This is a genomic window from Vibrio sp. Vb0888 (assembly GCF_033338835.1).
GTDB classification, from domain to species: domain Bacteria; phylum Pseudomonadota; class Gammaproteobacteria; order Enterobacterales; family Vibrionaceae; genus Vibrio; species Vibrio alginolyticus.
The window spans coordinates 1-13,185 of sequence record NZ_JAWOTL010000005.1 but is presented as its reverse complement, the minus strand read 5'-3'; the positions used below and the strand labels follow the sequence as shown (position 1 = coordinate 13,185).

Below are 13,185 nucleotides of genomic sequence, written 5' to 3'. Positions count from 1 at the left end.
ACTTGGTAACTCAACGGCAAAAACTGGGATTGAAAGTCGTTGAGAGGGTCTAGATTCAAGCTTAGCTTGCGTTTGCTTCATGCTGTTTAAGGCTCATCAACCAACGACACTAAAGAACAGAAAATGTAATTCTTCAAAGTGAGTCGCTGACAACACAAGGGTTAAGAACCGTTAGCAATATACAAGTCCAATGGTTTACCATTCCTTAGTAATCCAAAATAGACACTTTTGAGTATGGACCAATTTTTAGCGCAAATCTTTGCTGTAATTCACCAAATTCCAAAAGGAAAAGTCTCCACCTATGGGGAAATTGCAAAAATGGCCGGTTATCCGGGCTATGCGAGACATGTTGGTAAAGCACTGGGTAACCTACCAGAAGGCAGCAAACTCCCCTGGTTTAGAGTGGTAAATAGCCAAGGAAAAATATCTTTAAAAGGCAGAGACTTAGAGCGACAAAAAAAGAAATTAGAAGCAGAAGGGATTGAAGTATCGGAAGTTGGCAAAACTTCACTTAAAAAATACAAATGGCAGCCTTAAGCTGCCATTTTTTGTTCTCAGTACGTCGTATTAACGTGTTCCAACTAGACGAATATCTAATTGGTGAGTTTGTGCTTCATCTGTAATAACACCGTTATGTGTGTCGCTGATAAAACGCAGCTTTCCATCTACCTCAATGCGAGCACGAACGCTGTAACGATGGTTTGGTTTGATTTCATTGCTGTCGTAACTCAACTCAAAAGAAAGAGGAACTTGCTTACCTTCTGTTTCGAATGTCTGTTTCGCCAACACTTTTGCTGGCGCATCCGCCAAGGACACATCTTCTAACGCAATAGTAACCACTGCGTTTGGTGGCAAGGCAATCCGCTCGCGATAAGCCACTGTACCTGTAATCGTCTTCATTGACGCTTCTGTAGATTCCATTTCTGTATTTTGAGAAGTTTGGCAACCCACTAACGCAGCCCCAAAGAGTAGAGAAGTAACAAGTAGTAGTGTTTTTTTCATATATTCCTCGAAAAGAGCATTAAACCGAAGCAATTATAGGTCTGGAATATAAAACTGTCTGCTTCCTGTCACTTTATTTGACAATAGTTTGACTGAGTTAGAATTTATCAAACAATTGATTTTGTTTCATAATTGGAACAATACTATTTCTAAGTTACTCAATAGTTCTTAACTATGCCACTTCACAAGAGTGAGGCTGTTGAGGTAACTTGGAATGAAAGACAACGGTGAGGAGACACAATGAGTAAACCACTACGAGAATTGCTCAGCCTACTACAACTCGAAAAATTAGAAGAAGGCTTGTTTCGTGGCCAAAGTGAAAACCTAGGTTTGCCTCAAGTTTATGGCGGTCAAGTAATTGGGCAAGCGCTTTCTGCTGCGCGCTACACCGTTGAAGAAACACGCACGGTACACTCCTTCCATAGCTATTTTTTGTACCCTGGCGATCCAGAAAAACCTATTATTTATGATGTAGAAAATCTGAGAGATGGCCGTAGCTTTAGCACTAGACGCGTAAAAGCAATTCAAAATGGACGCCCTATTTTTTACCTAACCGCATCCTACCATGGCGATCAACCTGGGTTTGATCATCAAAAAGAAATGCCAGATATCCCTGGTCCAGAAAACTTTGCCTCAGAGAGTGAGCTCGCAAGCCATATTGCAGAATTTCTACCCAAACGCTTACGCAAAACATTTTGCGGGGAAAAGCCAATCGAAACTCGCCCCGTTACGGTTATCAACCCTTTGAAGCCCAAAAAAGCAGAACCCAAACAGTACCTTTGGATTCGTGCTAATGGTGAAATGCCAGAGAATCAGCTAATTCACCAGTACCTTCTGGCCTACGCATCCGATTGGGGATTCCTTGTGACAGCAATGCATCCACATGAAGTCTCATTAATGACGCCTAACTTTCAAGTGGCCACCATTGACCACTCTATCTGGTTCCATCGTCCGTTTAAGATGGATGAATGGCTTCTATATGCGATAGAGAGCCCAACGGCGAGCAATACTCGTGGGTTGGTCCGTGGCGAAATATACAACCAGCAAGGTCACTTAGTGGCGACCGCCGTGCAAGAAGGGGTGATGCGCTACACGAAATAGCTCGTGTTCGCCAGACGAAAAAAGGAGTGCTGTTCCGCACTCCTTTTTTAAGGGGTATCAAACGATGATTAATTTGGTTGATACTTCATGTTAATAACCGACCATTCGTAAAGTGATTTCGGGTAACCATATTCGCTTTTCCCGTAAATGACATTTGGGTCGGCATAGAATCCACCTTTATTCGTTGCTAAAAATTCACGAACCCCACGACGGTAAGTAATCACAGGTGCTACTAACTCATACTCTACCTTTTCCATCTTCGAGTCATCAATTATTAAGAACCGAGTCATACGAATCGTGCTGCCGTTGGTGCAGTACCCTGGGTCATCATAGTCAATTGCTTCAAAAGGCTTGAGATCATCTTCGAACAGCTCTGATGTACATCCATCAAATCGAGCTAAGTGTACCCACGCTCCTTTTATTAGAGTTTGGTCATCGTTACCCACCGGCTTGAATGCAAGTAGTGCAATCTTACCTTTGCCGTATAATTTCAATTCTTCGTCCGTTGGCTCACGCACTGAACGAACGTTCATCAAACCAAACTCACTTTCTTCTAAGTTAGAAAACTCACGTGCATTTAGCGTGCTAAACAATACTGTTTGTTCAGTTTCAAGCAATGTATATTGATCCGCAACACCTTCATCTGCAAAGCTTAGATACAGCTGGACTTTCTTACTTTCCAGCGCTTTGTAATCTCGAGATTCTCCTTCCGAAACGTCGAGAGAAATCCAACGTCTTTTTACTGGTGGGAGGTCAAGTAACGTCAGCTCTTCCTTATCAACATCTAATGAAGCGACTCCTTTAATTGTTGAGCTGGATATTTGATAGCTGCGGTTTCCTATTGGTGTACCAAAGTCTAGCTTAACCTTTTTAAATGGTTCAAATTCCACCTTCATTGTAGAAGCACTTAAACCAGGGTGATTCGCTTTGTTAATAGTGCCATTTACGACGATTGTTTTAGCTTTGTAGTTGCGTCCAGTAAGAGTAACCTCTACTTGGTACTCGCCTGCGTGCAAAATCTTCAAACGCCCCGTATCAGGGGAAACTAGCTCGACCACAGGATCTTTTTGGTTAATAAGACGGTAACTTGCCTTCGCAGTCCCACCACTCATCACTGGTGAGATAACACTACCAGCGGAGAATTCTACCGTTGGGTAAGTAACCGATACAGGGTTTGTGCCTTGTTTAATCGTGACCGAGAAGCTACTTTCACCCGGATCCACTTTGTCGTCCCCCGCATCCGAAACAATAATTTTTGTGCTACCCGCGTTAAGAATTTGCATGGCACCCGTTTGGCTGTTTAAGGAAACTACATCTGTTGCTGCGTTGTCTGCAAATCGGTACGTAACTTCCCCAACCGTACCAGAGATTTTCGGCGCAACAAATGTTTGGCCAACCTTCCAAATCTCTTCCACATCGGATTGAACTTCAATTCGGCTCGGCGCACTCAAAATTGTCACGTAGACTTTTTGATCAGGACCAACAGTATAATTCGCGCTCTCTTTTCTGCGCACAGTTAGCGTCGCTTTACCCGCTTTATACACATGGAGACGTCCTTCACTAAAACCACCGACAACATCTGGTGCGGTGTTATCTACAATCTCAATTTGCTCGTCAGCACTCAAACCAAAATCACGATGAAGATCAAAACTGTATTTGTTGCTGTATACAACGTCATAATCGTGCGTTGCCATGGGTTGGCCTTCAGCCTTTGCAACTTTAATGACGACATTAAATTGAATAGGTTGGTAGAACTCCCCACCATCGTCTTCAAACTTAAGGTCGTACTCACCCGCAGTCACTACCTCCAACTTGCCGTCAGTCATTCGTAAGCCATTAGGTAAGCTGCTAACTAGATTTACGTTACCTTTTTGCCCTTTAAACGCCAGAGGGATTGAAAGATTTGGTTGATAGGTAAGCGGCATTTCAATGTCTTTTATAACGGGATGAGGCGCGCGATTAACTTCAAGATCAAAACGAGTTTTGCTTGCAGGATAATTACGCATGTCATGCTCGTAAATTTCCACTTCAGCAGCACCAACACCTTTGATCAGTAATGCTTCACCATTTTCAGTTTTAGCGACAACGTCTTCACCACGAATGATTCTCAGCTCATAGTCACCGTAGGCGTTCGTCACCTTAGGGAAAATTCGTCCACCTTCCTCATAAGTTGTGACAATATCCGCTGCGCTGATTTCTTGACGCTTGCCTTGTTTTATATCCACAAAAAATTGCGCTGTTTGCTGTTTATCTAGAAACGCGTCGCTGTAAGTTGCAGTCGCTTCAACCGTTAATCGCCCAACATTATGAACAAGAAGCAAACCCGTTTCAGGGTCTAGCAACTCGGCCACCTTGCTGTCTGGTACGCTATTTATGATTTTGTAAGAAATACGTTGCGTTTGAGCTTTATCTAAACGCACTGGTTCTAACGTCAACCCTTCTCGATACTCGTCTTCAAGCAAAGCGAACTGTAATTGCCCCGGAGCTACTGCATGCAGTTTAACCGTAGCGCGAACTTGTTTCGGCAAGTAAAAGTCGTTACCTGAATCGGTAATCAGCACCGATGCCTGACCAACTGAACCTAATGAATATACCGAACCGTTCTCATCAACACGAATCAAGTTATGACCACTTTCTACCTCATAACTCAGTTCGCCTTTTTGGCCACGGACGATCAACGCTTTTCCTTCTGACTCAATCGCATTGAAATTCAGATCACTCACTGAAAGTTCAGTATTGATGCCTCGCTCTACAGTGACAGAAAATCTTGCTTCAGAAGATTCATAAGCAGAGCTACTATCTGTAGCAAGAATAGTCGCCGTTCCTGGGCGCAGAATTTGTAGTATTCCTGAGTCATTAATTTTCACGACATTTGGCGGATTAGAGTCAATGACTTGGTAAGATACCGACCCATGTACATTGCTCAGTTTTGCTTCAGTAACCGTTCCCACTCCTTCAAACTTCAACACCGTGTCTTCCACTTTTAATTGCGGACGGTTCTGCTTTGTTACCGTAGTTGGTGTCTTCGTATTGTTCGGCTTAGAGTCTCCCCCACCGCCACAGCCAGCGAGTAAAGCTGCGAGAAAAAGCAAATAGTAATTTCTGTTCATTTTTAGTAATACTTTGTTACATACAAGATGGGGCGATAATAATACGATGTTTTATTAATCACTATCCCCATTTTTGAGTACTTTATTACTTAAGTAATTGCTACTGTATTAATCCTAAAAACAAATACTCAAAAATAGCGACCAAATTACATGAAAACACAAAAAGCAAACGTTTAAATCAAACTCTTCCATTAATTTAGTAAAAATTAATATTCAATAAAATAAAACATGAAAAAGAAAGAGAAAAAATTGCGTTATTTTTTCTTTCATTATGATATATGGGACTAATGGACTGCAAAAACAAATGGTTAATGAAAAATAGAAGAGAGAATAAATATCGTTTATATTTATGAAAATCTGATAGGAAATAGTTTTAAAAGCATAATCAAACTACCTTTTAACATTTAAAATACTAAAAGGTAGAATTAACATTAGATAGAATTCTTATAGGGCGAGTTATTTTAGGATTGGTAACTCTGTTGTGTATTTAATGGACTCCATAGCAAATGTTGAAGTCACATTAGATAGCCCTTTTACGCTATTAACTAACCGCTTATAGAATTCGTCAAAACACTTCATATCTTTGACTAGTACTTTCATCATGTAGTCATACTCGCCAGCCATACGATAAAACTCCATTACCTCAGGAAAGTCACTCACAGTTGTAACAAAATGGTGATACCAACCTTCGGAATGATCAATCGTTTTTAACTGAACAAATGCAATGAAAGATAGCTCGAGCTTTTCTGCACTTAACAACGCCACGCGTTTTTCGATGTAGCCCTCTTCTTCCAACCTTTTCAAGCGCTTCCAGCATGGTGTTGTAGTAAGATTGACTCGCTCAGCCACGTCATTTAATGACGAGGTGCTGTCGGTTTGTAGTAAAGCAAGCAGCTGCTTATCTATTCGATCTAAACTCATTTCTATAAACCCATAAAATGTAGAAAATTTTTCTACAAAAATCTTTATTAAGAGTAACAATAGCAAAGTTTTTCTCGAAAATTATAGATAAATTATCCCTATCTAATACTTATCTATCGATTTCCCAAGGAGAGACGCCATGTGTACTGACCACAATTGGATCAACAATGCAGTGCGTAAAATTGAAGCAGACTTCCAACGTTCTGCTGATACTCATTTATTTAAACTTGAACTGCCTTCTCTTGATGGTATCGATATCTACCTAAAAGATGAGAGCACGCATCCAACAGGCTCTCTGAAACACCGATTGGCACGCTCGTTGTTTCTTTATGCGATTTGTAACGGATGGATTGGTCCTGAAACCACAGTGATTGAAGCGTCCTCAGGCAGCACTGCCGTTTCGGAAGCGTATTTTGCTCGCTTGCTTGGCTTACCGTTCATTGCTGTTATGCCGAAAACCACCGCACGTAAAAAGATTGAACAAATTGAGTTTTATGGTGGTAAAGCGCATCTTGTAGAGCGCTCAGATCAGATTTATGACGAGTCTCGACGCTTGGCTCAAGAGTTAAATGGTCACTACATGGACCAGTTTACTTATGCTGAACGCGCTACTGACTGGCGCGGTAACAACAACATCGCGAACTCTATCTTTAGCCAAATGGAGTTAGAAGATCACCCGATTCCTAGCTGGGTAGTGATGAGTCCTGGAACAGGCGGCACATCAGCAACCATTGGCCGTTTTATTCGTTACCAAAAATACGACACTAAGCTTTGCGTGGTAGACCCTGAAAACTCAGTGTTTTACGATGCTTTTCAGTCAGGTAATCACTCATTAAAAGGTGAGACCGGCAGCAAAATTGAAGGCATCGGTCGACCACGTGTCGAGCCAAGCTTTATTGCAGGTGTTATTGACGAGATGCGCAAAATTCCAGACGCTGCCAGTGTGGCAACCGCCCATTGGGTATCTCAGCTGATTGGGCGTAAAGTCGGCGCATCAACAGGCACCAATCTTTACGGTGTGCTGCAATTGGCTTGTGAGATGAAACAACGCGGTGAGAAGGGTTCTATCGTGACGCTTCTATGTGATTCTGGAGAGCGTTACCTAGATACGTATTATGACTTAACATGGGTAAAAGAGAACATCGGCGATATTCAACCTTACTTAGCTCAACTCAAAGTCATTCAAGCAAAAGGTTGCGTTGAGCCAGCTTGTTGCGGCTCAACTAACGCTTAACGTGCAAACTGGACTTTAAAAAAACAGCCCAACTTCATGCGGGCTGTTTTTATCGCTGGGTTTTACTTTTTCTGGCGCGCTTCAAACGCAGCCAATTGTTCTGGCGTTGCCGCTGGTTGATGATTTTGTTTCCATTCATCGTAAGTCATGCCGTAAACACGTTCGCGAGCGTCATCAATATCTAAATCCAAACCGAGATTTTCAGCCTCAGATTTATACCATTTGCTAAAGCAGTTGCGACAGAAGCCCGCAAGGATCATCAGGTCGATGTTTTGTACGTCTTTGTTGGCATCTAAATGCGCCAATAAACGGCGAAATGTCGCCGCGTCTAACTTATCTTGTTCTTCTTGAGTCAAGTTTTTGTATTTGAATTCAGCCACTTTCCTTTCCTTCTCTCTTATTTAACTAGCTTTCGTCACCATATCTAGTTAGTCGGTAGTCATGAGTAAGAAGTATGCTTTAGCGCAACAATTCCCATTCTAAAATCACTACCTTTGATAAAAGCTGATATGATAATTACCATCCATCCTATTGATTAAATTAACATTTAAACAAATCATTACAACGGTCTTTTACCAAGGTTATCGTCTAGTTATGAAAAACGCCATTCTATTATTGTCTGCCTTGACCATTAGCGTGCCAACTTTAGCTGCTCAAGAACAAGCTCATCAATCTTATTTTTATCTGGGTACTGGTAACGTTGGTTTTGATACACCGTACTTCGGCTCGGATAGAGACAATGAGTGGTCAACACCACATATCACAGTTGGCTGGGGTTACCATGTAAACCAATACCTCGCGTTTGAAGGGGTTCTGCGCTATTCACAAAATGAACTTAAGAACGATGCTCTAAAAACTGACTTAGATCTTCACTATTACCAAGCAGGTATGTCTGCTGTTGTAACAAGTGATAACTTAGGCGATACGCCGCTGTCACTGTTTGGTCGCGTAACTGCGCTTGGCACTCAAGCTGAAATGTATGTTCCAAACGAACAAAAAGTCACAGATGATTCAGGCGCGCTATTCAACATCGGTGCTGGTGTCCATTGGGATATGAGCAAAGATATCTGGTTACGCGCAGAGTACATTTATAATGTCGCGGATATGGGTTTTGAAGATTTTTACGACAGCTACGAAGGTGTACAAATCAGCCTAGGGAAACGCTTCTAATCGAACGCTTCCGAGCTAACTTTAAACCGATAAAGAGAAGCCGAGGTTATTACCTCGGCTTTTATGTTTTAACGTTTGATTTAAGGGTGCGCTATACGGCCCTTCGTATCATGGCTAATTGCTTTGTTTAACTCTGCTTCTACATGACCTGGTGCTTGTGTTTTCGCCGAAATCAATCGGTACATTGCCGGGATAACAAACAAGGTCACCAATGTCGCAAACCCCATCCCGAAAAAGATAACCGTACCCACGGCAATACGGCTCTCATAACCCGCCCCTGTCGATACGATCAACGGAATTGCGCCAGCAAGTGTGGTAAACGCAGTCATCAAGATTGGACGTAGACGTCGCGCGGCAGCATCAATGATCGCTTTTTCAAACCCAACGCCACGATCACGTAGCTGATTGGCAAATTCTACGATCAAAATACCGTTTTTCGTCACCATGCCAATCAACATGATCATGCCGATCTGACTATAAATGTTCATACCTTGGCCCATAATAACCAAACCAAGGAAGCCACCAAATACACCCATCGGCACCGTAAACATGACCACTAACGGGTTTATGAAGCTTTCAAACTGAGCCGCCAACACGAGATACGCCACTAGTAGTGCCAATGCAAACACAACAGCAACACTCGCTTGGTTCTCTTTAAAGTCTTTCGACTCCCCCGAATAACTCACCGAAATGTCACCCGGTAAGTTGTCGATGGCTTCCTGGTCTAGGTAATTCAGCGCATCTCCTAATGTATAACCTTCCGACAGGTTGGCAGTAATAGTGATGGACTTCTGTTTGTTGTAGTGAGAAAGACGAATAGAGGCCGCCACTTCTTCAATTTTTGTGACCGCATCTAACGTCACTAGCTGACCGCTATTCGTGCGTAGATAAATCTGACTTAAATCTGCAGCATTATTAAAGCTATTTTCATCACCGCGAAGATACACATCGTACTCTTCGCCACGCTCAACATAAGTCGTTTCGCTTTTACCACCGAGCATGATTTCTAGGGTGTCAGAAATGTCTTTAACACTGACTCCTAGCTCTGCGGCACGCTGTCGGTCAACTGTAACCAATAACTCAGGCGTTTTTTCCGAGTAATCTATCTCTGCTCCTTCCATCATTGGTGATTCTTCTGCTTTGTTCTTTAGCATTTCAGCCCAAACAACGAGCTCATCGTAATCAGAGCCGCCTAATACGAACTGAACTGGCTCACTCGAACCACCTTGGAAACCTGGCATAAATGGGAACACTCGAACATCTGGGATACCCGCCAATTCTTTCCGTACTTTGTTAAGGGCTTGCTGAGCCGTGATATCACGTTCGTTCCAATCTTCTAGAATCATGATCACAAAGCCTGTCTGGTCTCCTGCCTGGCCACCAAACGCTGGCGTTTGGATACTGAATGACTTCAGATAACCTTGCCCTAGTAATGGCATCAATCGGTCTTCGACAATATCCATATTGGCTGACATACGATTGTACGACGTAGCATCTGCACCTCGCACAAACGCGAATATCACACCGCGATCTTCTTGTGGGGTCAGCTGGGCCGGTACCTGATTCATCAAGAAATAGCTACCGCCCAAACAAGCTAGAATCACCAGGGGAGCAGCCCAACGTACTTTTAATGCGCCTTTCAATAATGCGCGATAGCCACTCTCAAGCTTGCTAAACAAGCGATCAACTGCTTCATTGAATCGATTTGGTTTTACATTCGCTTTCAAAATCTGACTACCTAATACAGGCGTCAGCGTCAGGGCAATCAAAGAGGAGAATATGACCGACATAGCCAGCAATACAGAAAACTCTGTAAATAGTAGACCTACCATGCCATCCATAAAGGAGATCGGTAAGAACACCATCACCAGCACTAATGTTGTTGCTATAACAGCAAAACCAACCTCTCTTGTGCCTTTATATGCGGCGAGTAATGGCGATTCACCGCGTTCAATATGGTGGAAGATATTCTCCACAACCACAATTGCGTCATCCACCACCAAACCAATCGATAATATCAACGCCATCAAGGTGATCAAGTTGATAGAAAACCCAAAGTAGTACGCGGCAATGAACGAAGAAATCAGAGAAACAGGAACCGTAACCGCAGGAATTAAGGTTGCACGAGCTTGGCCGATGAAAATGTACAATACCAAAATCACCAAGCCGCCCGTGATAAATAACGTGCTGTACACCTCTTCGATTGAACGCTCGATAAACACTGTCGCGTCGTAATCTATCGCAAGACGTGTACCTTCTGGTAAGAACTTCTGGATGTTATCGACTTCAGACCTAACCAGCTTCGCTACTTCTAACGGGTTTGCGTCTGACTGCGGTACCACACCAAGACTGATGTTTACTACACCATCACTTTTGAAGGTTGAGTTTTCGTTTTCTGCACCAATGAAGACATCTGCTACATCTTTTAAATAGATAGGTGTATTGTCGCTTGCGCGTTTAATGACAAGATATTGAAAATCTTCAGGCGTGTTATAAGTACGAGCCGTACGCACGGACATTACTGTTGAGTCGTTGCGAACTTCACCACCTGGGCTTTCTAGGTTCTCACTTCGCAAAGCTGATGTAATGTCCGAAGCTGTAACTGAACGTCCAGCCATTAGTTCTGGCTTAAGCTTCACGTACATGACCTTGTACAAACCACCGGAGAGATCAATGGAGCTAACCCCAGAGATCAGGCTAAAGCGGTCCATCAATACACGTTCGGCATAATCGGTTAATTGAGTACGGTCCATCTCTGCAGAACTGAGATTGATGTAGAGCGACGCCTCTCCCGAGCCATTGTTCTTATAAACAATAGGGTCATCCGCTTCATCAGGTAGCGAGCGCTGAGCACGAGCCACTGCATCACGCACGTCGCTCACACCTGTGTTGAGATCGTAACCTAACTCAAACGTGATCGTGATACGCGACATGCTGTTACGAGTAGTGGAGCTAATTTCATCAACTCCACTGATCCCAGAAAGCTGGTCTTCCAAAACGGAGGTAATTTGGCTTTCAATAATAGTCGCCGATGCACCCTCATAACGCGTACTGATAGAAACGACTGGGCTTTCTATATCAGGCATTTCACGAACGGCTAATTTGGTGAATGACACAAAGCCAAACACACACAACAGCATGCTCAGAACCAACGCCGCGACAGGGCGTTTAACTGAAACGTCGGACAGTAACATTAGTTTTCTTCCTCATCCGATTCACTGTCATTGCGTGTCACATCCGTGGTGTTCGCTTTTAGTGGCGCGACAATTTCTTTCACTTCGACACCATCACGCATGTTAACAATGCCTTGAACCACAATCTTGTCACCAATCTCAACACCAGATTCGATCACCACCTCGTTGCCAACACGAGCACCTAGCGACACTTCTTGACGAGTAGCTTTGTTATTTTCATCAATTACATATACAAAACGTTTAGTTCCGGAGTATTCAAGTGCTTGAACAGGAATGATTGGCGCCTTAATAGCAGGAAATGCTAGTGAAGCGTTCATCAACATGCCCGGCTTCAATTGATTTTCTGGGTTATCAAACTCAATACGCACGCGAAGATTCAGTGTTTCGGCACTGATCCGCGTATCAATACCTGTGACTTGACCAGTAAAGGTCTGGCTACCCCATGCACTGGTTTTAGCGATGACTTCCATACCAATAGAAAGCATCGATAAATAGCGCTCCGGTACTTGTAAATCCAGTTCCATGACGGAAAGATCATCCAACGTCAAAAGTTCAGTACCCGCACTGACCATTTTGCCGCGGCTAAAATCGATAAAACCAACAGTGCCAGAAAATGGGGCAGTAATATGGAGGTCAGCTAAATTGGCTTGAGCAGCATCAAGCCTCGCTTGTGCTATTTCAACACTGGCTTTTTGTGCATCGATTTCAGTTTGAGTAATCGCATTCCGCTTAACCAAACGTTGGAACTCTTTTAACTTACGCTGTTCATCTTTTAGATACGCCTTTGCCTCAATCAAAGCGGCTTGAGCCTTATCGTCATCTAACTTAATTAATAGCTGGTCTTGCTGGACATTTTGATTCGCTTTAACAGCGATTTGATTCACTTTGCCGGCGACTTCCGATGCGACAACCACAGACTCCGCTGCCTTTAATTTGCCGATAAGAGTTAAGGATTGATTGATCTCATGCGTTTCTACTTGTTCAGTCACAACAGTAACCGCTGAGCCTCCTCGCATCGCAGCGCAAACCGATGGAGAACTCAGTAATATAGAAAGCGTTAAAACAGATAACGATAACGTGGCTTTCATGCTCATGATATTGACTTCTAAACGAATAAACTTATGTCATTAAACTGCTTACAGTTTATCAGTAGATACGGTGTTTAACGTCAAGTAGTGTAAATTCAAGTAAAAAGCGCGCCTCTCTTCTGTTCAAAGGACAAACAAAACGCTGACTTTCTACCATCTTTGCCCAAAAAGACAGCATTCAACGTAAAAACGTAAGAAAAACGCTTTACAGCCTGAGCGAGTTTGCTATGATTCGCTCCGCACTTGGGAGATGAGTTGGGAAAACATCTTACTAAGTATAAAAATCCTCTGGAGGGGTTCCCGAGTGGCCAAAGGGAGCAGACTGTAAATCTGCCGGCACTGCCTTCGATGGTTCGAATCCGTCC

10 protein-coding genes and 1 tRNA gene are annotated in these 13,185 nt (G+C 43.1%); 5 read left to right on the top strand and 6 right to left on the bottom strand.

Annotation, left to right across the window (positions count from 1 at the left end; all coding sequences use genetic code 11):
- Nucleotides 1-234 precede the first annotated feature (234 nt).
- Entirely contained in the window at nucleotides 235-537 is a 303-nt protein-coding gene (locus R7P72_RS09080; RefSeq protein WP_005378570.1) for a DNA base-flipping protein, read from the top strand.
- Nucleotides 538-567: 30 nt separating this feature from the next.
- On the opposite strand, the gene R7P72_RS09075 is transcribed toward R7P72_RS09080, so the two are convergent.
- A complete protein-coding gene (locus tag R7P72_RS09075) occupies nucleotides 568-1,002 on the bottom strand; it encodes a YbaY family lipoprotein (protein WP_005378572.1) in 435 nt (144 codons plus the stop codon).
- 240 nt (nucleotides 1,003-1,242) lie between these two features.
- Here R7P72_RS09075 and tesB point away from each other — a divergent pair, with 240 nt between their 5' ends.
- Nucleotides 1,243-2,103 carry an acyl-CoA thioesterase II gene (gene tesB, locus R7P72_RS09070; RefSeq protein WP_005378575.1) on the top strand — a complete coding sequence of 287 codons (861 nt, stop codon included), beginning with the start codon at nucleotides 1,243-1,245 and terminating at the stop codon, nucleotides 2,101-2,103.
- Between the two features lie 68 nt (nucleotides 2,104-2,171).
- Here tesB and R7P72_RS09065 read toward each other — a convergent pair whose 3' ends face one another.
- Nucleotides 2,172-5,213 (bottom strand): hypothetical protein, encoded by a 3,042-nt coding sequence (locus tag R7P72_RS09065; RefSeq protein ID WP_005378577.1) that lies wholly within the window; start codon nucleotides 5,211-5,213, stop codon nucleotides 2,172-2,174.
- 456 nt (nucleotides 5,214-5,669) lie between these two features.
- The gene (locus R7P72_RS09060) at nucleotides 5,670-6,134 is read right to left on the bottom strand and encodes an Lrp/AsnC family transcriptional regulator (RefSeq protein WP_005378579.1); all 465 of its coding nucleotides are present in this window, start codon (nucleotides 6,132-6,134) and stop codon (nucleotides 5,670-5,672) included.
- Between the two features lie 139 nt (nucleotides 6,135-6,273).
- Between R7P72_RS09060 and R7P72_RS09055 the strand changes: the two genes are divergently transcribed.
- Nucleotides 6,274-7,368 carry a PLP-dependent cysteine synthase family protein gene (locus R7P72_RS09055; protein ID WP_005378582.1) on the top strand — a complete coding sequence of 365 codons (1,095 nt, stop codon included), beginning with the start codon at nucleotides 6,274-6,276 and terminating at the stop codon, nucleotides 7,366-7,368.
- A gap of 62 nt (nucleotides 7,369-7,430) precedes the next feature.
- Here R7P72_RS09055 and R7P72_RS09050 read toward each other — a convergent pair whose 3' ends face one another.
- A complete protein-coding gene (locus tag R7P72_RS09050) occupies nucleotides 7,431-7,748 on the bottom strand; it encodes a DUF1244 domain-containing protein (RefSeq protein WP_005378586.1) in 318 nt (105 codons plus the stop codon).
- A 214-nt stretch (nucleotides 7,749-7,962) separates the two neighbouring features.
- Between R7P72_RS09050 and R7P72_RS09045 the strand changes: the two genes are divergently transcribed.
- Nucleotides 7,963-8,538 (top strand): porin family protein, encoded by a 576-nt coding sequence (locus R7P72_RS09045; RefSeq protein ID WP_005378589.1) that lies wholly within the window; start codon nucleotides 7,963-7,965, stop codon nucleotides 8,536-8,538.
- 80 nt (nucleotides 8,539-8,618) lie between these two features.
- Here R7P72_RS09045 and vmeF read toward each other — a convergent pair whose 3' ends face one another.
- Both vmeF and R7P72_RS09035 read right to left on the bottom strand, forming a co-directional pair.
- Nucleotides 8,619-11,732, bottom strand: coding sequence for a multidrug efflux RND transporter permease subunit VmeF (gene vmeF / locus R7P72_RS09040; RefSeq protein ID WP_005378591.1), 3,114 nt, complete (start codon nucleotides 11,730-11,732; stop codon nucleotides 8,619-8,621).
- Nucleotides 11,732-12,826, bottom strand: coding sequence for an efflux RND transporter periplasmic adaptor subunit (locus tag R7P72_RS09035; RefSeq protein WP_005378593.1), 1,095 nt, complete (start codon nucleotides 12,824-12,826; stop codon nucleotides 11,732-11,734). The genes vmeF and R7P72_RS09035 overlap by 1 nt, the downstream gene beginning before the upstream one ends.
- A 292-nt stretch (nucleotides 12,827-13,118) precedes the next feature.
- Here R7P72_RS09035 and R7P72_RS09030 point away from each other — a divergent pair.
- Nucleotides 13,119-13,185 (top strand) — tRNA-Tyr (locus tag R7P72_RS09030).

Coding starts and splice junctions, on each gene's coding strand:
- R7P72_RS09080 (WP_005378570.1), top strand. CDS start 235: ATGGACCAATTTTTAGCGCAAATCTTTGCTGTAATTCACCAAATTCCA.
- R7P72_RS09075 (WP_005378572.1), bottom strand. CDS start 1,002: ATGAAAAAAACACTACTACTTGTTACTTCTCTACTCTTTGGGGCTGCG.
- tesB (WP_005378575.1), top strand. CDS start 1,243: ATGAGTAAACCACTACGAGAATTGCTCAGCCTACTACAACTCGAAAAA.
- R7P72_RS09065 (WP_005378577.1), bottom strand. CDS start 5,213: ATGAACAGAAATTACTATTTGCTTTTTCTCGCAGCTTTACTCGCTGGC.
- R7P72_RS09060 (WP_005378579.1), bottom strand. CDS start 6,134: ATGAGTTTAGATCGAATAGATAAGCAGCTGCTTGCTTTACTACAAACC.
- R7P72_RS09055 (WP_005378582.1), top strand. CDS start 6,274: ATGTGTACTGACCACAATTGGATCAACAATGCAGTGCGTAAAATTGAA.
- R7P72_RS09045 (WP_005378589.1), top strand. CDS start 7,963: ATGAAAAACGCCATTCTATTATTGTCTGCCTTGACCATTAGCGTGCCA.
- vmeF (WP_005378591.1), bottom strand. CDS start 11,732: ATGTTACTGTCCGACGTTTCAGTTAAACGCCCTGTCGCGGCGTTGGTT.
- R7P72_RS09035 (WP_005378593.1), bottom strand. CDS start 12,826: ATGAGCATGAAAGCCACGTTATCGTTATCTGTTTTAACGCTTTCTATA.